Source organism: Kitasatospora sp. NPDC059795 (assembly GCF_042732175.1).
In the GTDB taxonomy this organism is placed as follows: domain Bacteria; phylum Actinomycetota; class Actinomycetes; order Streptomycetales; family Streptomycetaceae; genus Kitasatospora.
This window is the reverse complement of record NZ_JBHWID010000008.1, coordinates 1-19,687: the sequence shown is the minus strand read 5'-3', so window position 1 is coordinate 19,687 and position 19,687 is coordinate 1. Positions and strand designations below refer to the sequence as shown.

The following is a 19,687-nucleotide window of genomic DNA, read 5'->3' as shown; positions in this document are numbered from 1 at the left end:
CACGGGGAGGGCGAGACGCAGGCTGGCGCAGAAGCCCCTGGTGGTGCTGCCGCCTGCGCCTCGCGCCCTCTCAGAACGGGAAGCGCGAGCGCCCGTGCTGGATCGAGATCCACTTCACCGTGGTGAACGCGTCCACACTCGTGTCGCCGTTGAGCCGCCCGAGCCCCGAGCTCTTCTGCCCGCCGAACGGCACGATCGGCTCGTCCGCGATCGTCCCGTCGTTGACGTGGATCATGCCGGTGTCGATCCGCTGCGCGAACCGCACACCCCGCTCGATGTCGGCGGTGTGCACCGCGCCGGACAGGCCGAAGGGCGTGTCGTTGGCGATCCGGGCGGCCTCGTCCTCGCCGTCGAACGGGATCAGCAGCGCGACCGGCCCGAAGATCTCCCGTTGCAGGATCGGGGCGTCGGCCGGAATGTCCGTGAGGACCGTCGGCTTCACCAGGGTGCCGACGGTCGCGCCGTGCAGCAGCGCCCGGGCGCCGCCCGCTATCGCGGCGTCGACCTCCGTCGTGACGGACTCCGCCTGCGCGGTGTTGATGAGCGGTCCGAGCTGGGTGGCGGGGTCGCCGGGGTCGCCGGCCCGCAGCGAGGCGACCTTCGCGGTGAACTTCTCGCTGAACTCGGCGAACAGCGACCGGTCCACCAGGATCCGGTTGGCGGCCATGCAGATCTGCCCCTGGTGGACGAAGCGGCTGGCCACCGCGGCGTCCACCGCGTAGTCGACGTCCGCGTCGTCGAGCACCACCAGCGCGCTGTTGCCGCCGAGTTCGAGCACCGTCCGCTTCAGGTGGCTCGCCGCGACGGTGGCGACGTGCCGCCCGACGCTGTCCGAGCCGGTGAAGGCGATCACCTTGGGCACCGGGTGCTCGATGAACGCGTCGCCGATCTCGGCGATGTCGGTGAGGACGACGTTGAGCACGCCGGCGGGCAGACCGGCCTCCTCGAAGATCTTGGCGATCAGGGTGCCGCCGGCCACCGGCGCGTCCTGGTGCGGCTTGAGGACGACCGCGTTGCCGAGCGCGAGCGCGGGCGCGACGGCCTTCAGGGAGAGGAAGACGGGGGCGTTGAACGGGCTGATCACGCCGACCACGCCGACCGGCAGCCGGTAGAGGCGGTTCTCCTTGCCGGGCACCGGCGAGGGCAGGATCCGGCCCTCGGCGCGCAGCGCCACCGACGTGGCCTCCCGCAGCATGTCCTTGACCAGGGAGAGTTCGAACGCGGACTTCATCAGGGTGCCGCCGAGTTCGACGGTCATCACCTCAAGAATCTCCGCCTCGCGGGCCTCCAGCACCTGCAGGGCCCGTTCGAACACCAGCCGACGTTCGTAGGCGCTGGTGGCGGCCCACGCGGGCTGGGCCCGCTCGGCGGCGCGGTAGGCCTGGTCGATCTCCTCGGCGGTGGCGACCGTGAAGGAGGCCAGCTTCTCCCCGGTGAAGGGATCGAGGTCCACGATGTCCCAGGAGCCGGTTCCCGGCCGCCACTGGCCGTCGATGTACTGCTGGGCGAGTTCCGCGATCAAGGACATCAGATCCCTTTCGGCGCTAACGATCACCTACTGACGGATCATCATCCTAATTGCGGGTCAGCTCTCTTGGAGGATCTCTACGAGAAGCGACCTGGTCTCTTCCTCGGACAGCGCCGCCGCCGACACCCGGTCCAGCGCGGCCGCGTACTCGGCGACCTCGCTCGGCTTGTCCAGGTACAGCGCGGTGGTGAACTGCTCGACGTACACCACGTCCACGAGGTCCGGCTCCGGGAAGCACAGCACGGTGAACGCCCCGCTGTCCGCGGCCAGCGCGCCCATGCCCAGCGGCAGCACCCGCAGGCTGATGGTCTCCCGCAGCGACAGCTCGGCCAGCCGCTCCAGCTGACCGCACATCACCTCGGGCCCGCCGCACGGCCGGCGCAGCGCCGTCTCGTCGACGATCAGCTCCAGCCGGGCGGTGGTGTCGGCCGCGAGGTAGCGCTCCTGGCGGCGCAGCCGGACGGCCGCCCGGCGGACGATCTCCTCGTCCGGCACGCCCGGGCTGCCCGCCCGCATCACGGCGTGCACGTACTCCGGGGTCTGCAACAGCCCGGGCACGAACTGCACCTCGTAGCTGCGCACCAGGTTCGCCGCGTCCTCCAGGTTGAGGTACGTCTGGAACCAGCCCGGGATGACGTCCCCGTAACCGTGCCACCAGGCCGGGGCGTTGGTCTCGCCGACCAGGCCGAGCAGCGCCGCCCGGGAGTGCTCGTCCTCGACGCCGTACAGCGTCAGCAGGTCCGCCACGTCGCGCTGCTTGAAGCCGACGCGGCCGAGTTCCATCCGGCTGATCTTCGACTCGGAGGCGCGGATCGAGTAGCCCGCGTCCTCCCGGGTCACGCCGCGGGCCTCGCGCAGGCGCCGCAACTGGGCGCCCAGCTGGATGCGACGCGCGGTCGCGCCGCTGCCCGTCTGCAGGCCCGTCATGCAAACCTCCGCGCCGAACCGACAGTTGGACCCTGTGGGATGCAGTCTGCCACTGCGCGACGACACTCCGCGAGGGGCTTCCGGCATTTGGCCACGGACGTTGCACAGTTGTGCTGCTCCGCGGCTCAGGACAGCGCGGGCAGCACCTCCGCAAGATCGGTGCGCGAACTCACCCCGAGCTTCGGGTACGCCTTGTACAGGTGGTGGCCGACGGTGCGGGCGCTGAGGAACAGCTGCGCGGCGATGTCCCGGTTGGACAGGCCCTGCGCGGCCAGCCGGACGATCTGCGACTCCTGCGGGGTCAGGCCCGCCACCGCCTTGACCGGGCCGCCGGTGGCGGGCGCGCCGGTGGCGTCCAGCTCCAGCCGGGCCCGCTCCGCCCAGGGCAGCGCGCCGAGCTGCCGCAGCGTCTGCTCGGCCGACCGCAGCGGCACCCGGGCCTCGGCCTTGCGCCGGTTGCGGCGCAGCCACTCGCCGTACAGCAGCTCGGTGCGGGCCTGCTCCCACGGGCGCGGCTGCTCGGCGTGCCGGGCCAGCGCCGCCAGGTAGAGGTCCTCCGCCCACTCGTCGGGCGCCAGCAGCGCGTGGCAGCGGTGCACCAGCGCCCGCGCCCACGGCCGGCCGCCGCGCTCCGCCCAGCGTTCGAACCGGGCCAGCGGCTCGGCGACCTCCTCGGGCCGACGCAGCCGTACCGCGGCCTCCACCAGGTCCGGCACCGAACGGGTCGCCGACACGTGGAAGTTGTGCCCGCCGCCGGTCAGCGCCGCCAACTGCGCCCAGGCGTCCTCGGCCCGGCCCGCGCCCAGCTCCAGCACGCCGAGCGCCCACTGCGCCCACCGCACCCCGGACGCGCCCCGGGCCCGCGCCAGCCCCGCCTGCTCCCGGCACCGCGCGTCCTCGCCGCGGGCCGCCGCCAGGTACGCCAGGAAGCCGTGCGTCTGACCGGTCCACTGCGGCTGCCCGCAGTCCTCGGCGAGCCGCAGCGCCTCCCCGGCATGCTCGTCGGCGGTGCCCGGACGGCCGGTGAACAGCTCGGCCTCGGCCAGGAAGAACAGCAGCGTCGGCAGCGTCCCGAACAGGCCGCCCTCCCGGGCCTCCCGGACCAGCCGGCCCGCCAGGTCGAGCACTTCCTCGTCCTGCCCGGCGCTCAGCGCGGCCCCGCACACCAGCGCCAGGTCCACCGGCGCCACCGCCCCGGCGGCCCGCGCCGCCCGCTCGGTCTCCGCCGGGGTCGGCCCGTCCGGCGCGTCCGGCCCGGCCGGGGTCGGCGCGTCCGGCGCGTCGCCCAGCGTCCGGGCCAGGTAGCCCGCCACCGGCGCCAGCGGGTCGCCCGCCGGGAGGACGAGGTCGTCGAGCGCCGTGAGCGTGCCGCGGACCGCGTCGGCGTCCAGGTACCAGGCCGCGTGCACCGCCTGCACCAGCACCCGGGCGGCCGGGCCGGGCGCGAACTGCGCCGCCAGCGCCGCCGCCTCCGTCAGCCGCAGGTGCGCGGAGCGGTGCTCGCCGCGCCAGAACTCGGCCACCCCGCGGGCGAACAGCAGGTGCGCCCGGGTCACCGCGTCCAGCCCGGGGACGTCCGCCGCGGCCGCCAGCGCCTCGGCCCGGCCGAGTTCGCCCGCCTCCAGCGCGGCCTCCACCGCCTCCACCGTCAACTCCCGTGCCCGCGACGGGTCCGGGCTCAGCCGCGCGGCCCGCTCGTACGCCGCCGACGCGCCCAGGTGGCCGCCGCGCCAGGCCGCGCCGGCCGCCGCCGACGCCAACTCCTCCGCCACCGCCGCGTCCCGGCCGGTCGCGGCGAGGGCCAGGTGCCAGGCCCGGCACAGCGGCGCCCGCTCGCCGTACGCCTGCGCCAGCGCGGTGTGCGCGGCCAGCCGGTCCACCAGCGGGGCCCGGTCGATCAGCGCCGAACGCAGCACCGGATGCCGGAAGGTCACCCGGTCGGCGCCCAACTCGACCCGCACCAGCCCCTGTTGCTCGGCGGGCGCGAGGTCCGCCACGGTCAGTCCGCACTCGGCCGCCGCGCGCAGCAGCACCTCCAGCGAACCGGACTCCTCCAACGCCGCCAGCAGCAGCCACCGTTGGGTCCCGCCGGGCAGGCGGCTCACCTGCCCGTGGTACGTCAGCCGCAGCCGCCCCGCCGGGGGCAGCACGCCGGCGACTTCGCCCGCCGAAAGCTCCAGCAGCGCCAGGGGGTTGCCCTGTGCCGCCTTCAACACCGTGTCGGTGTCGGCGAGTTCGGGTACGACGGCGGCCAGCAGCGCGACGGCGGCCTGCTCGCTCAGCGGCTCCACCCGCACCTCGGGCAGCCCCGGCAGCTCCGGGCCGTCCGTCCGGGTCGCCAGCAGCAGCGCCACCGCCTCCGCGCCCAGCCGGCGGGCCGCGACCTGCAACGCCGCCACGGACTCCCGGTCCACCCACTGCACGTCGTCCACCAGGCACAGCAGCGGCCCCTGCTCGGCGAGATCGCCCAGCAGCGTCAGCACCGCCAGCCCCACCAGCAGCCGGTCCCCCGCCGGGCCGTCCGACAGCCCCAACACCCGCTCCAGCGCGGCCCGCTGGGGCCCGGGCAGCTCCGGCACCCGGTCCAGCACCGGGGCCAGCAACTGACTCAGCGCCGCGTACGGCAACCGGGCCTCCGACTCCACACCCGTCGCCCGCAGCACCCGCCCCTGCGCGCCGTCGGCCGCCTCGGCCAGCAGCACGCTCTTGCCGATCCCCGGCTCCCCGCGCAGCACCAGCACCCCGGCCCGGCCCGCGCCCGCCTCCGCCAGCAGCCGGCCCACCGCCGACTGCTCCGCCCCCCGCCCGTACAGCAGCATGCCCCGCACCCTACCTATGCGTGACTGATTCCCCGTTCCCGCGCTCTCCGTAGCTTCTTGTCCTGCAAGGAGAACCACACCGAAACGGAGCCCGCCATGGACCTGCAGAACCTCACCGAGCGCTACGTCGCCGCCTGGAACGAGACCGACCCGACCGCCCGCCGCAAGCTCGTCGAGGACGCCTGGGCCACCGACGGCACCTACACCGACCCGCTGGTCGCCACCCGTGGCCACGACGAGTTCGACGCCACCCTCGCCGCCGTCCAGTCCCAGTTCCCCGGCCTCACCTTCCGCCTCGCCGGCCCCGTCGACGCCCACCACAACGTCGCCCGCTTCACCTGGCACCTCGCCCCCAAGAACGCGGACGAGCCCCTGGTCATCGGCTTCGACGTCCTCACCGCCACCGAGGACGGCCGCGTCGCAAGCGTGGTCGGCTTCCTGGACCGCGTGCCCCAGGGCTGAACGCACGCACCCCCGACCCACAGGACCTTCGTGCCCCGCCCTGACCTGCCCCTGCGGGCGGTCAGGGCGGGCCTGTTTGTGCTTTCAGCACATAGGTGCGCCGCGTTCCCACAGCTCTTCCGCATGCTCAGCGAATCGATCGAACATCCCGCCGTCCTGAGACCGACGAAGATGCATCATCGGGGAGTCATGGCCAACTACCCGCGCCAGATGGGGGGTTACCAGGGCATCATGGTCGAAACGGAAGACTGACAGACCAACATGGTTCGGTCCGTCGTCGGGCGCGCTGAACCGCGCCTCGACGCCCTCGACTCCGGAGAGTTTCTCCAGGTGCTCAAGGGTGATGCGAATTCGCGTCGAGACAGTCAACGCCACGTCTTCGATCTGCTCTCGCTGCCGCGTCGTCGCGGACGCGGGATCGCCCAGCAGGAAGCGGACCCGGCACCCGGACTCGGCCTTTCGACGCAGCGTCTGGTGCAGCGCCGGCTGCTCCAGCCATACGAAGTAGTTCGTATATCCAGCCAGGAAGATGTCATCCACGGCACTTCCAATGAGCTGGCTCCATACAGAAGTCGGACACGTCGAGCGGTACGGGTAGGCGGCGAACACCTCCCGGTCGTGGCCGGTCTTGACGTTCGCTCGGACGGTGTTGGGCCAGATCACTTGCTCGTCAACCCCCAGGGTTGCGCACACATCGTTGCGATTCTTCTGGTGTGGTACCAACGCGGCGTTCGACAGCCAGCGTTCCACGGTCTTAGGTGTGACACCTACGCGGGTTGCGAGCTGACGTGGAGTGAGCTTCGCGTCCGCCAGACCTTGTCGGAGAGCGATGTTCAAGAGCCATCCCCGGGACGTTCGGGCTTTCTTGGACGCTAGCGCGTAGACCGCCCTCATGTCTCGGACACGGGGGTGCTTTGGCCCGTCCGAACGCCAAGGATCGGTGGTGCACCGAGGAGCCCGCCGACCCAAGTGGAGAGACAGCCATGCCGAACCCGCAACCCGAGGACACACCGGTCCCCCTCCGGAAGCCGAACGTCGGTGACCCTGTCGTAGACCTGTCCACGGGCAGGGTCGGCGAATTCCGGGGGCAGTGGGGCAACCTGTGGCAGCTCGCCCCGATTCACGGCGGCAAGCCGTGGTCGGCGGACCCGGCCTTCGTCCGGACCGCCACCCTCAACGAGCGCGTGCGGGACGGCATGGCACGCGCGAAGCCGGCGGCGGACGCCGGAGGTGCCGGATGACCGCACCGACCCTCGCACGCTCAATTGGACAACTCGACTCATGGGGTGGGCAGATGAACGGTTCGAAGTTCGCCACCGAGGAGAAGGCCAGCGCCGGCTACCTGGACGTGGCCGCGAACGCTCACGGGGAGGAGAAGGGGCTGCTGACCTACCAGGCCTTGCAGCGGATCGACACGGAGCGCCCGCGCGTGGTCGAGATCGGCCCCGGAGGCGGCTCCGCGGTGGAGTACCTCGCTTCGCGGCTCGCGGCCGACAGCAGGGGCGGAACGGTGGATCTCACACTGGTCGAGGTCCCCGGGGTGGAGTCCGCGACACTGGTGGACGCCATGGCGGAGTACCGGAAGGTCGGCGGCCCGGTGGAGCTGCTGGCCGGGTTCGCGCAGGATCTCGGCTCGCTGCTCGCAGAGCCGGTGGACGTGATCTCGGCGTCCGCACTGATGCACGAGGTCTACAGCTACGGGGGTGGGTACGGCGGGCTGAACGACGTGATCCGGACCCTGCCGGCCGTTCTCCGCCCCGGGGGGCTGTTCGCCTATCGCGACGTGTACGCCGTGGACGCCGAGTCGCTGCACGTCCGTGTGACGCAGACGTACGACCGGCGACCGTGGACCCAGTTCCTGCGCATGTTTCTGCCGCTCTACCTCGGCGAGGGCACGCACCCGTACCACGGGGCCCACGACGAGGTGGTGCTCCGGCAGGACTCCCGGATCGCGCCGCTGCGGGACATCGCCCCGGACCGGCCCGTGATCGTCGGCGCCCCGGTAGGGGTCTGCCGCGAGGTCCAGCGGCACTACATCACGATGCGCGACTACGTGTGGCGGTCCGGCGTGCTCGGCTTCTCGCCCTACCTCGACGGGCAGTTGGCGGCCGACTGGAACAGCCGGCGCAACGGGCACAAGCAGGTGCACTACCGGCTGACCGACAGCCGCCTGACCGAGTCGCAACGCGGCATGATGCTCGCGCTCAGCGAGCCGTTCGGAGACCACCTGACGGTGGACGGCGACGTCTTCGACATGTGCTCGGACATCGCCCTGTCCCGGTTCCTGGCACTCGCCGAGGCCGGTGACGACCAGTGCCGGCCGGTGTGGAACGCGTGGTGCGTCCGCGAGGGGCGGGAGACGTACGCGTACCTGACGCTGGACGCGCTGCTGTCCACGGTCGCCGTCAGCTCCACGGAATCGACCGGCAGCGACCCGACCATCCTCATGCCGGTGCACGTGTCGGACGTGACGCGCCGCAACCGCACCTACTACAACCGGTACCTGCGGCGCGCCCTGTCCAACCCGCTGCGCGACGCCAAGCAGCTCGTGCTGTTCTCGAACATCCGCCTGTCCGACACGGACCGGCTCCGGTCGGCGATGGACGCCATGCAGCGGTGGTGCAGCCGCTCCACACTGGCTCGCGTGTACTCGGCGGCCAGTACGGCAGGATGACGGTATGCCAGATTTGACGGAGATTGAGCGCAAGCGGGAACTCCCCGACGAGCAGGCCCTGTTGGGACTGCTGACGGAGCTCGGCTACGTGGCCGATGCGCCGGTGACGGAGGAGGACACCTACTTCAGCCGACCGGACGTGGACTACATGACGACGGTCGAATGCCTGCGGGTCCGACGACGGGGCGGCATCGCGGAGGTGACGTACAAGCCCGCGTCCACCGGAACCACCCACAGCGCGGACGACGTGGTGGCCAAGACCGAGACGAACGTGGCCCTCGCGGGAGCCGACCAGGCCGCCGCCGCCGAACGGCTGCTCGCCAACATCGGCATGCGCGAGCTGGTCCGGGTGGTGAAAACCCGGACCACCTACCGTCACCCCGATCTGCCGGGAGTGACCGTGAACATCGACACCGTGCGCGACGCCGGGATGTTCGTGGAGACCGAGGTGCTCCAGGGCACCGCCACCACCGGCGCGATGGGGCTGATCGAAGCGGTGGAGAAGGAATTGGGGATCTACGGGAACTCCACGGTCTCCCTCCCGTACCGCGACTTGGTCATGCAGTCGCGGAGCTGAGAAAGAACCTCGATCCCCTGAAAACGAGTCCCCCGACAAACAACGACGCCTGCCCTCTACCTGGTCGGGGAAAGGGGCAGGCGTCGACCGGATCCCGGCGGCTCTGGCGGGTCGGTGTTTGTCGGCCGTACCCCCCGCGAGGGGGGCTGGCGTCTGTGGGGTGGTGGTCAGACCACCAGGGGACGGTCGGTCGGCTTGATCGGGGCGGGGAGCGGTGTCTTGCCACCCAGGTACGTGTCGACCGCCGCAGCGGCCGAACGGCCCTCCGCGATCGCCCAGACGATCAACGACTGACCGCGACCGGCGTCACCGCAAACGTACACCCCGGGGACGTTGGTGCCGAACTTGCCGTCCCGGGCGACGTTCCCGCGCGGGTCGAGCTCGACGCCGAGCTGCTCCACGAGGCCGTTCTTGACGTCCGTCCCGGTGAAGCCCATGGCAAGGGTGACCAGTTGGGCGGGGATCGCCTTCTCGCTGCCCGGCACCGGCTCGAACTTGCCGTCCTTGAAAGCGACCTCGACGAGGTGCAGCTCCTGCACGTTCCCGTCCTCGTCGCCCGCGAAGTGCGTGGTGGAGACCGAGTAGACCCGCTCCCCGCCCTCCTCGTGCGCGGAGGTGACCTTGTACGTCATCGGCATGGTCGGCCACGGCTGCCCGGCCGGACGCGCGTCCGACGGTCGCGGCATGATCTCCAACTGGGTGACGGAGGCCGCGCCCTGACGGTGCGCGGTGCCGACGCAGTCGGCGCCGGTGTCGCCGCCGCCGATGACGACGACGTGCTTGCCCCTGGCCGAGATCGGGGAGTCGACGTAGTCGCCCTCCTGGACCTTGTTGGCCAGCGGCAGGTACTCCATCGCCTGGTGGATGCCGTTCAACTCCCGCCCGGGGACGGGCAGATCGCGCGCGGTGGTGGCGCCGGCCGCGATCACGACGGCGTCGAAGCGCGAGCGCAGGTCCTGCCCGGTGAGGTCGACGCCGACCTCGACGCCGGTGCGGAAGCGGGTGCCTTCCGCACGCATCTGCTCGATGCGGCGGTTGATGTGGCGCTTCTCCATCTTGAACTCGGGGATGCCGTAGCGCAGCAGTCCGCCGATCCGGTCGGCCCGCTCGTACACGACGACGGTGTGCCCGGCCCGGGTGAGCTGCTGGGCGGCGGCCAGGCCGGACGGGCCGGAGCCCACCACGGCGACGGTCTTGCCGGAGAGCCGCTCCGGGACCTGCGGGGTGACGCCGCCCCGGTCCCAGGCCTTGTCGATGATGGTGACCTCGACGTTCTTGATGGTCACCGGGTCCTGGTTGATGCCGAGCACGCACGCCGACTCGCACGGGGCCGGGCACAGCCGGCCGGTGAACTCCGGGAAGTTGTTGGTGGCGTGCAGCCGCTCGATGGCGCCGACGAAGTCGTCCCGATAGGCGAGGTCGTTCCACTCGGGGATGAGGTTCCCGAGCGGGCAGCCGTTGTGGCAGAACGGGATGCCGCAGTCCATGCAGCGGCCGGCCTGCTTGCTGATGATCGGAAGGAGGCTGCGCTCGACGTAGACCTCGTTCCAGTCGCGCAGTCGCACGTCCACCGGACGGCGCTCCGCCAGCTGCTTGGGCGTGGTCAGGAAGCCCTTGGGGTCAGCCACGTGCCGCCTCCATCATCTTCGCGGTGGTGTCGGCCTCGGAGAGGCCATCGCGCTCAGCGGCGTCCTTGGCGGCGAGCACTGCCTTGTAGTCGGTCGGCATGATCGTGGAGAAGCGGGAGACCCCGCTGCCCCAGTCGGCCAGGAGCTCGGCGGCCACGGTGGAGCCGGTCTCCTCGTAGTGCTGCTGCACGGTCTCGCGCAGCCATTCGCGGTCGGCGGCGGAGGGGGCCTCGATGCCCACCATGCCGCTGTTGACGTTGGCGGGGCGCAGGTCCAGCACGTAGGCGATGCCGCCGGACATGCCCGCCGCCAGGTTGCGGCCGGTCTCGCCGAGGACGACCACCCGGCCGCCGGTCATGTACTCCAGGCCGTGGTCGCCCACGCCCTCCACCACCAGGGTGGCACCGGAGTTGCGGACGGCGAAACGCTCACCGGCCTTGCCGCGCAGGTGGATCCGGCCCGCGGTGGCGCCGTAGCCGATGGTGTTGCCGGCGATCACGTGCTGCTGCGCGTCGGCGCCGATCGCGGCGGCGTCCCGGGCGGGGCGGACCACGATGACGCCGCCGGACAGGCCCTTGCCGACGTAGTCGTTGGCGTCGCCCTCCAGGCGCAGCGTCACGCCCCGGGGGACGAAGGCGCCGAACGACTGGCCGGCCGAGCCGGTGAAGGTGATGTCGATGGTGCCTTCGGGCAGGCCCTCGCCGCGGTACTTCTTGGTCACCCGGTGGCCGAGCATGGTGCCGACGGTGCGGTTGACGTTGCGGATCGGCAGCTGGATGCGGACGGCGTCGCCGCGCTCCAGGGCGTCCTCGGCGAGCTCGATCAGCTGGTTGTCGAGGGCCTTGTCGAGCGCGTGGTCCTGCTCGACGGTGCGGTGCAGGGCCGCGCCCTCGGGCAGTTCGGGGACGTGGAGCAGCGGGGCGAGGTCGAGCCCGGCGGCCTTCCAGTGGTCGATCGCGGCGCGCGCGTCGATGTGCTCGGCGTGGCCGACGGCCTCCTCGATCGAGCGGAAGCCCAGCTCGGCGAGGATCTCGCGGACCTCCTCGGCGATGAACTCGAAGAAGTTGACCACGAATTCGGGCTTGCCGGTGAAGCGTTCGCGCAGCACCGGGTTCTGCGTGGCGACGCCGACCGGGCAGGTGTCGAGGTGGCAGACCCGCATCATGATGCAGCCGGAGACCACCAGCGGGGCGGTCGCGAAGCCGAACTCCTCGGCGCCCAGCAGGGCGGCGATGACCACGTCGCGGCCGGTCTTCAGCTGGCCGTCGGTCTGCACGACGATGCGGTCGCGCAGGCCGTTGAGCAGCAGGGTCTGCTGGGTCTCGGCGAGGCCGAGCTCCCAGGGGCCGCCCGCGTGCTTCAGCGAGGTCAGCGGGGAGGCGCCGGTGCCGCCGTCGTGCCCGGAGATCAGGACGACGTCCGCGTGCGCCTTCGACACACCGGCGGCGACGGTGCCGACGCCGACCTCGGAGACCAGCTTCACGTGGATGCGGGCGTCCGGGTTGGCGTTCTTCAGGTCGTGGATCAGCTGGGCGAGATCCTCGATGGAGTAGATGTCGTGGTGCGGCGGCGGGGAGATCAGGCCGACGCCCGGGGTCGAGTGCCGGGTCTTCGCCACCCACGGGTAGACCTTGTGGCCGGGCAGCTGGCCGCCCTCGCCGGGCTTGGCGCCCTGGGCCATCTTGATCTGGATGTCGTCGGCGTTGACCAGGTACTCGGAGGTGACGCCGAACCGGCCGGAGGCGACCTGCTTGATCGCCGAGCGGCGCTCCGGGTCGTGCAGGCGCTCCGGGTCCTCGCCGCCCTCGCCGGTGTTCGACTTGCCGCCGATCCGGTTCATCGCGATCGCGAGGGTCTCGTGCGCCTCCATCGAGATGGAGCCGTAGGACATCGCGCCGGTGGAGAACCGCCTGACGATCTCGGAGACCGGTTCGACCTCGTCGACGGAGATCGGGGCCCGGCCGAGGCCGTCCAGCTGGAACAGGCCGCGCAGCGTCATCAGCCGCTCGGACTGGGCGTTCACCCGGTCCGTGTACTGCTTGAAGACGTCGTAGCGCTTGGTGCGGGTGGAGTGCTGGAGCCGGAACACCGTCTCCGGGTCGAACAGGTGCGGCTCGCCCTCGCGGCGCCACTGGTACTCGCCGCCGATCTCCAGCGCGCGGTGCGCGGCGGAGATGCCGGACGCCGGGTACGCCTTGGCGTGCCGGGCGGCGGTCTCCTTGGCGATCTCGTCGAGGCCGATGCCGCCGAGCTTGGTGGTGGTGCCCGCGAAGTAGGCGTTCACCAGCTCCTGGGACAGGCCGATCGCCTCGAAGACCTGCGCGCCGCGGTAGGAGGCGACGGTGGAGATGCCCATCTTGGACATCACCTTCAGCACGCCCTTGCCGAGCGCCTTGATCAGGTTCTTGATCGCCTTCTCGGGCTCCGCGCCCTTCACGAACACACCTTGCGTGACCAGGTCCTCGACCGACTCCATCGCCAGGTACGGGTTGACCGCGCCGGCGCCGTAGCCGATCAGCAGCGCGACGTGGTGCACCTCGCGGACGTCGCCGGCCTCGACCAGCAGCGACACCTGGGTGCGCTGCTTGGTGCGGATCAGGTGGTGGTGGATGGCGGAGGTGAGCAGCAGCGACGGGATCGGCGCGTGCTCGGCGTCCGAGTGCCGGTCGGACAGCAGGATGATCCGGGCGCCGTCGGCGATCGCCGCGTCGGCCTCGGCCGCGATCTCGGCGAGCCGGGCGGCGAGGCCCTGGCCGCCGGTGGCGACCTTGTACAGACCGGAGAGCGTGACGGCCTTCAGTCCGGACTGGTCGCCGTCCGCGTTGACGTGGATCAGCTTGGCCAGCTCGTCGTTGTCGATCACCGGGAAGGTGATGCCGACCGAGCGGCAGTGCGCCGGAGTGGCGTCCAGCAGGTTGCCCTCGGGGCCGAGGTTGCTGTGCAGCGAGGTGACCAGCTCTTCGCGGATGGCGTCCAGCGGCGGGTTGGTGACCTGGGCGAACAGCTGGGTGAAGTAGTCGAACAGCAGCCGCGGCTTCTCGCTGAGCGCGGCGATCGGCGAGTCGGTGCCCATCGAACCGAGCGCCTCGGCACCGGACTTGGCCATCGGCGCGAGGATGACCCGGAGTTCCTCCTCGGTGTAGCCGAAGGTCTGCTGCCGGCGCGTCACCGAGGCGTGGGTGTGGGCGATGTGCTCGCGCTCGGGGAGCTTGGCGAGCTGGATCTGCCCGGCGGCGACCCACTCCTCGTAGGGGTGCTCGGCGGCGAGCGAGGCCTTGATCTCCTCGTCCTCGACGATCCGGTGCTCGGCGATGTCGATCAGGAACATCCGGCCGGGCTGCAGGCGGCCCTTCTTGACGACCTTGTCCTGCTCGATGTCGAGCACGCCGACCTCGGAGGAGAGGACGACCAGGCCGTCCTCGGTGATCCAGTACCGGGCGGGGCGCAGGCCGTTGCGGTCGAGGACGGCGCCGATCCGGGTGCCGTCGGTGAAGGTGACGCAGGCCGGGCCGTCCCAGGGCTCCATCAGGTTGGAGTGGTACTGGTAGAACGCGCGGCGGGCCGGGTCCATGGTGGCGTGGTTCTCCCACGCCTCCGGGATCATCATCAGCACCGCGTGCGGCAGCGAGCGTCCGCCGAGGTGGAGCAGCTCCAGCACCTCGTCGAAGGACGCCGAGTCGGAGTGGTCCGGGGTGCAGACCGGGAAGATCCGGCTCAGGTCGCCGGGGATCAGGTCGGTGGCGAGCTGGGACTCCCGGGCGGTCATCCAGTTGCGGTTGCCCTTGACCGTGTTGATCTCGCCGTTGTGCGCGACGAAGCGGTACGGGTGGGCCAGCGGCCAGCTCGGGAAGGTGTTGGTGGAGAACCGCGAGTGCACCAGGCCGATCGCGGAGGCGTAGAGCCGGTCCGACAGGTCGGGGAAGAACGGCTCCAGCTGGCCGGTCGTCAGCATGCCCTTGTAGACCAGGGTCCGGGCGGACAGCGACGGGAAGTACACCCCGACCTCCCGCTCGGCGCGCTTGCGCACCACGAAGGCGACCCGGTCCAGCTCGATCCCGGCCCGCCCGCCGTTCTCACCGGCGGGAGCCGACGCCAAGAAGAGCTGGCGGAAGCGCGGCATGACCGAGCGGGCGGTGCTGCCCAGCAGCTCCGGGGCGGTGGGGACGTCGCGCCAGCCGAGGGCGGTCAGGCCCTCCTCGGCGGCGATCGCGCCGATCCGGGCGACGGCGGCGGCGTCCGCCTCGTCGTCGTCGGGCAGGAAGGCGATGCCGACCGCGTAGGAGCCGGCGGCGGGGAGGTCGAAGTCGACCCGGGAGCGCAGGAAGGCGTCCGGGATCTGGGTGAGGATGCCCGCGCCGTCGCCGGAGTCGGGCTCGGCGCCGGTGGCGCCGCGGTGCTCCAGGTTGCGCAGTACCGTCAGCGCCTGCTCGACGATCCTGTGGTCGGCGATGCCGGTGAGCGTGGCCACGAAGCCGACGCCACACGCGTCGTGCTCGTTGCGCGGGTCGTACAGACCCTGGGCCTGGGGACGCGCGTCCGGAACGAGGGCGTAGGGGCCGGCGGCCTGGTTGCCCTCGGGGCCGGAGTGCAGGGATGCAGACAGCATCGGCTCTCCCGTCGTCGTGATCTGTTGCTTCATGCAAAGGGACGACGTTGGCCCTGATGCGATTTGTCGGTGCAGGTTACATGATGCCGGTGATCCCGGGTAGCGGAATCCTGCGTCCACATCGCGGACGCAAACCCCAGGTCAAGGGGCCGATGGAGGGTAGGCGCAGCGTCGCGCGTCCAGACCAGTGTGCCCGGGTGCCAGGGGGCCGAAACAGGGGCGAAACACCCTCGGAACGACCCCCTCCGGAGGCCGGCCTGGGATTTCCCGACCGGAGCGCAGATCGCGGTTGGGATTGTGCGGGTCGACGACCGGATGTTGAGACTAGGGCAAGGCGGGGCGCGCTGCCCATGTGTGGAACATCACGCATCGGAGCGCATAACCATGCAGAAGTCTGGGTGTTCGTACAGGGCCGTCCGGAGGCCCGGTCAGCCGATCGCCCCGCCGATCAGGCGACCCAGCAGGAAGGTGACGGCCGCGGCCGCGGCGCCCAGCGACAGCTGGCGCAGGCCGCTGAACCACCAGCTGCGGGCGGTCACCCGGGCCACCGCGGCGCCGCAGCCGAACAGGCCGAGCATCGCCAGCAGCGCGGCCGGCCACAGCGCGGTGGCGCCGAGCAGGTAGGGCAGCACGGGCAGCAGCGCGCCCAGGGCGAAGCAGCCGAACGAGGAGACGGCGGCGACCAGCGGCGAGGGCAGGTCCTCCGGGTCCACGCCGAGCTCCTCGCGGGCGTGCACCGCGAGCAGGGTGTCCGGGTCGGCGGACAGCTGGCGGGCGACCTCCATGGCCAGCTCCGGGTCCACGCCCTTGGCCACGTACAGCTGTGCCAGCTCGGCCAGCTCGCCCTGCGGGTTGCGCCGCAGCTCGATCCGCTCGGCCTCCAGCTCGGCCTCCACCAGCTCGCGCTGGGACGCCACCGAGGTGTACTCCCCCACCGCCATCGAGAACGCGCCGGCCGCCAGACCGGCCAGCCCGGTCAGCACCACGGTGCTCGGCTCGGCGGCGCCGCCGACCACGCCGGTCATCAGCGCGAAGTTGGAGACCAGGCCGTCCACCGCGCCGAACACGGCCGGCCGCAGCCAGCCGCCGTTGACGTCCCGGTGGTGGTCGGCGGCGGGTATCCGCGGCTGCGAGTTGTCGGTGTGCTGGTCCGCGATGACGGCGCTCATGCTGTCGGCCTCCCCTTCCGGGCACGGCGAAGAACCCCCTGCCGGGTTCCGGACGGGCTGCTCGTGCCTCTCGAAACTAGCCGTTTGACCTGCGAGTTTCCAGCAAAGTAAGCCTGCCCAAAGGCAGTTGGGGCCGCCCCGCCGATGCTGGCGGAGCGGCCCCGGGCCGGGTCAACTGCCGTGGTCAGGAGGACTTTTCGGAGTCCTGGACGTCCTTGGCGTCCTTGGTGTCCTTGCCGTCCTCGGTGTCCTTGCCGCCCTTGCCGCCCTTGCCGTCCGGCTTGCCCTCCGGGCCCTTGCCGTCCTTCGGCGTCTCGTCGGTCGGGACGTCCGCGGCCACGGCCACGGCCTCGGCCGCGGCCTCTGCGCGCTCGCGGGTGGCCTGCGGGTCGATCTCGTCCGGGTCCTCGCGGCCGGGGCGCAGCCGGGCGGAGACCACCAGGTAGACCACCGCGCCGATGAAGACGAGGATCGCCACCCAGTCGTTCAGCCGCAGGCCGAAGAAGCGGTGCGCCTCGTCGATCCGCAGCCACTCGGTCCAGAACCGGCCGGGCGTGTAGAGCGCGACGTACAGCGCGAAGGCCCGGCCGTGGCCGAGGGTGAAGCGCTTGTCGGCCCAGATCACCAGCACCGCGACCAGCACGCACCAGAGCGACTCGTACAGGAAGGTCGGGTGGTAGATGCCGGTGACGACCTCGCCGTTGGGCAGGGTCTTGTCGATCTCCAGGCCCCAGGGCAGCGTGGTGGGCTTGCCGTACAGCTCCTGGTTGAACCAGTTGCCCCAGCGGCCGATGGCCTGGGCGAGCGCGATGCCGGGGGCGAGCGCGTCGGCCCAGGCGGGCAGCGGGGCGCCGCGGCGGCGGGCGCCGATCCAGGCGCCGACCGCGCCGAACGCGATGGCGCCCCAGATGCCGAGGCCGCCCTCCCAGATCTTCAGCGCGTCGAGCGGGTGCTTGCCCTCGCGGAAGTACAGCTGGTTGTCGGTGATGACGTGGTACAGCCGACCGCCGACCAGGCCGAACGGCACCGCCCAGACCGCGATGTCGCCGACGGTGTGCTTGCCGCCGCCGCGGGCGACCCAGCGCCTGCTGCCGAGCCACACGGCCGCGACGACACCGATGATGATGCAGAAGGCGTAGGCGCGCAGCGGGATGGGCCCCAGGTACAGGACGCCCCGCGACGGGCTCGGAATGTATGCGAGATCCATGACACCCTCGACGCTACCGTGTCCCGCCGGTCGTACCCGCACCGGAGCGGGTCACGGAAGCGTCACTCTCCCGGTCGAGTCCGCCGGCGGTCAGGGCGAGGGCGAGGTGTTGGTCTCGGCGGCGGTCGAGCTGGGCGCCGGGCTCTGCCCGTGCGAGCCGGGAGTGCCGAGCTGCTTGCCCTGGTTGGCCTCGTCCACCCACTTGACCAGGTTCTCCGGGCTGATCTGCTCGTCGCCCTTCTTCGGGTAGATCGGCTGGCCGTTGAGCAGCACCGTGGGCGTGGACTTGAAGCTGGACTTGTCGAAGTCCTGCTGCACCGCGGAGACCCAGCCGCCGAAGGTGTTGGTGTTGACGCAGGACTGGAACTCGGGGTTGTCCAGGCCCGGGACCTGCTTGCCGAGGTCGATCAGGGTCTGCTTGTTGCCGAAGGTGTCCTCGGTCTCGCCGGGCTGGTTGCGGTACAGCACGTCGTGGTAGTCCCGGAAGTGCCCGGCGTTCTGCGCGCAACCCAGCGCGTTGGCACCGTACTTGGAGCCGTTGCCGCCCAGCGAGCGGTCGATGAACGAGACGATGTGGTAGTTGACGAAGATCTTGCCGGCGTCCTCCAGCTGGTCGACGGTCGGCGAGAAGGTGCGCTCGAAGCTGCCGCAGGCCGGGCAGCGCGGGTCCTCGTAGACGGTGAGGGTGGACGGGGCGTTGTCGGCGCCGACCGGGATGATCAGATTTTTGTCGCCGATGGTGCCCGCGGGGGCGGCGGTCGGCGTCTCCGGCTTGGAGCGCTGGTTCTGCACCACCACGCCGACCACCACCGCGGCGGCGATCACGGCGATCGCCGCGCCGCCGACCACCAGCTTCTTGTTCCGCTTCGCCCGGGCCTCCTGGCCCGCCCGTTCCTCCAGCATCCGCTCACGGGCGCTGCGCTTGCCTTCTCGGTTCTTGTCGCTCATGAGGTCTTCTGCCATGGTCCAGGGGTCGGTTCGTCGATGGGTGGGCGGGACGGGCGGGTCAGGCGGCCAGCCAGGCGTCCGCGGAGAGCTTGGTGCGGGGGCGGAAGATCAGCCACGCCGACAGCAGCAGGAAGCCGGTGTCGCGGAGGATCTCCTGCAGGTACTTGGTCTGCGACTCGTCCACCGTGCCGCCGCCGCCGAAGCAGCCGCAGTCGATCGAGATGCCGCGCGCCCAGGCGGAGGAGATGCCGGCGATGAACACCAGCAGCAGCGTCGCGGAGATCACCGCCACCACCCGGGTGCCGAGGCCGATCACCAGCAGGACGGCCAGGGCGAGTTCGAGGAACGGCAGCCCCCAGCCGACCGGCTTCACCAGCGACTCCGGCAGGATCTCGTAGGCCCGGACGGCCTGCGCCGCCTCCGCCGGGTCGGAGACCTTCGCCAGGCCGGCCCAGCCCCACACCACGGCCAGGCCCAGCCGCACCGCCAGCCCGAACCACTCCGCCGCCGGCCCGTCCACCACCCGGCGGAACCCGCCCACCCGGTCGTGTTCGGCCTGCTGACTGGCCATCGGTTCCCCCTCGGGTGCGCTCCACCGTTTCCTGCCTGATGAACCGTAGGGGATGAGGTGTGGTTCCTCCATATTCGCCAGTTACGCCGGACGAGTGACGTTATATGGTCGTACGTCCGATTCTTCGGATCATCGCCCCGGCGGTCCGCACTCCGCCTCCGACTGCTGGCACACCACCGCCCGCTCCGCGCCCCGGCGCGCCAACTCCCGTTCCACGCCGCCGGTTCCGACCAGTGCGGCGGACAGCGCCAGGCCGGCCGCCAGCGCCCGCAGCAGGACCGCCTTGTGCACCCGAGCCATCCGCACGCCCCTCCGCCGACGAACCGCCTTCCTCGGTCAACGGCGGCGGACGGCCCCACGTACCAGGCGGCCGGAGATTTCACCCGTACCAGTGACCGGCCGTCCGAGGACGGCAGAACGCCGAACGGGACCCCGGCCACGGCCGGGGCCCCGTTCGGAGCGAGTGCGCGACGCGGCTCTAGATGAATGATGCGAAGGGTTAGTGGTCGTAGGCGGTCAGCGAGCGCATGACTGGCTGACCGGTCCGGTCGTTGTGCCAGATCGCCGAGGT

Annotated in this window: 14 protein-coding genes; 3 read left to right on the top strand and 11 right to left on the bottom strand. The window is 71.4% G+C overall.

Going from position 1 to position 19,687, the window contains the following annotated elements; genetic code table 11:
- Positions 1-70 precede the first annotated feature (70 nt).
- The 3 genes from ACFV4P_RS17795 to ACFV4P_RS17785 all read right to left on the bottom strand — a co-directional run bounded on the left by ACFV4P_RS17795 (position 71) and on the right by ACFV4P_RS17785 (position 5,274).
- Positions 71-1,528 carry an aldehyde dehydrogenase family protein gene (locus tag ACFV4P_RS17795; RefSeq protein ID WP_380472099.1) on the bottom strand — a complete coding sequence of 486 codons (1,458 nt, stop codon included), beginning with the start codon at positions 1,526-1,528 and terminating at the stop codon, positions 71-73.
- 57 nt (positions 1,529-1,585) lie between these two features.
- Positions 1,586-2,455 carry a helix-turn-helix domain-containing protein gene (locus ACFV4P_RS17790; protein WP_380472097.1) on the bottom strand — a complete coding sequence of 290 codons (870 nt, stop codon included), beginning with the start codon at positions 2,453-2,455 and terminating at the stop codon, positions 1,586-1,588.
- 125 nt (positions 2,456-2,580) lie between these two features.
- The gene (locus tag ACFV4P_RS17785) at positions 2,581-5,274 is read right to left on the bottom strand and encodes an AAA family ATPase (RefSeq protein WP_380472095.1); all 2,694 of its coding nucleotides are present in this window, start codon (positions 5,272-5,274) and stop codon (positions 2,581-2,583) included.
- A gap of 96 nt (positions 5,275-5,370) precedes the next feature.
- On the opposite strand from ACFV4P_RS17785, the gene ACFV4P_RS17780 reads away from it, so the two are divergent.
- Entirely contained in the window at positions 5,371-5,736 is a 366-nt protein-coding gene (locus tag ACFV4P_RS17780; RefSeq protein ID WP_380472093.1) for a nuclear transport factor 2 family protein, read from the top strand.
- Between the two features lie 84 nt (positions 5,737-5,820).
- Here ACFV4P_RS17780 and ACFV4P_RS17775 read toward each other — a convergent pair whose 3' ends face one another.
- On the bottom strand, positions 5,821-6,486 hold the full coding sequence (locus ACFV4P_RS17775) for a DUF5919 domain-containing protein (protein WP_380472091.1): 666 nt from the start codon (positions 6,484-6,486) through the stop codon (positions 5,821-5,823).
- A 544-nt stretch (positions 6,487-7,030) separates the two neighbouring features.
- Here ACFV4P_RS17775 and ACFV4P_RS17770 point away from each other — a divergent pair.
- Positions 7,031-8,410 (top strand): hypothetical protein, encoded by a 1,380-nt coding sequence (locus ACFV4P_RS17770; RefSeq protein WP_380472089.1) that lies wholly within the window; start codon positions 7,031-7,033, stop codon positions 8,408-8,410.
- A gap of 4 nt (positions 8,411-8,414) precedes the next feature.
- Complete coding sequence (cyaB, locus tag ACFV4P_RS17765; RefSeq protein ID WP_380472087.1) at positions 8,415-8,987, top strand: class IV adenylate cyclase; 573 nt, start codon at positions 8,415-8,417, stop codon at positions 8,985-8,987.
- A 167-nt stretch (positions 8,988-9,154) separates the two neighbouring features.
- On the opposite strand, the gene ACFV4P_RS17760 is transcribed toward cyaB, so the two are convergent.
- The 7 genes from ACFV4P_RS17760 to ACFV4P_RS17730 form a co-directional block, all read right to left on the bottom strand.
- Positions 9,155-10,615, bottom strand: coding sequence for a glutamate synthase subunit beta (locus ACFV4P_RS17760; RefSeq protein WP_380472085.1), 1,461 nt, complete (start codon positions 10,613-10,615; stop codon positions 9,155-9,157).
- Positions 10,608-15,221: a glutamate synthase large subunit gene (gltB, locus tag ACFV4P_RS17755; RefSeq protein WP_380472083.1), complete on the bottom strand. Its 4,614-nt coding sequence runs from the start codon at positions 15,219-15,221 to the stop codon at positions 10,608-10,610. Before gltB ends, ACFV4P_RS17760 begins: the two co-directional genes overlap by 8 nt.
- Positions 15,222-15,649: 428 nt before the next feature.
- Positions 15,650-16,390: a VIT1/CCC1 transporter family protein gene (locus tag ACFV4P_RS17750; RefSeq protein WP_380472081.1), complete on the bottom strand. Its 741-nt coding sequence runs from the start codon at positions 16,388-16,390 to the stop codon at positions 15,650-15,652.
- Positions 16,391-16,574: 184 nt separating this feature from the next.
- Positions 16,575-17,597 (bottom strand): prolipoprotein diacylglyceryl transferase, encoded by a 1,023-nt coding sequence (gene lgt / locus ACFV4P_RS17745; RefSeq protein ID WP_380472079.1) that lies wholly within the window; start codon positions 17,595-17,597, stop codon positions 16,575-16,577.
- 90 nt (positions 17,598-17,687) lie between these two features.
- Positions 17,688-18,545, bottom strand: a complete 858-nt coding sequence (locus ACFV4P_RS17740; protein ID WP_380472077.1) for a thioredoxin domain-containing protein — start codon at positions 18,543-18,545, stop codon at positions 17,688-17,690.
- 58 nt (positions 18,546-18,603) lie between these two features.
- Positions 18,604-19,116 (bottom strand): MauE/DoxX family redox-associated membrane protein, encoded by a 513-nt coding sequence (locus ACFV4P_RS17735; RefSeq protein WP_380472075.1) that lies wholly within the window; start codon positions 19,114-19,116, stop codon positions 18,604-18,606.
- 129 nt (positions 19,117-19,245) lie between these two features.
- Positions 19,246-19,416 (bottom strand): hypothetical protein, encoded by a 171-nt coding sequence (locus ACFV4P_RS17730; RefSeq protein WP_380472073.1) that lies wholly within the window; start codon positions 19,414-19,416, stop codon positions 19,246-19,248.
- Positions 19,417-19,687: the final 271 nt, after the last annotated feature.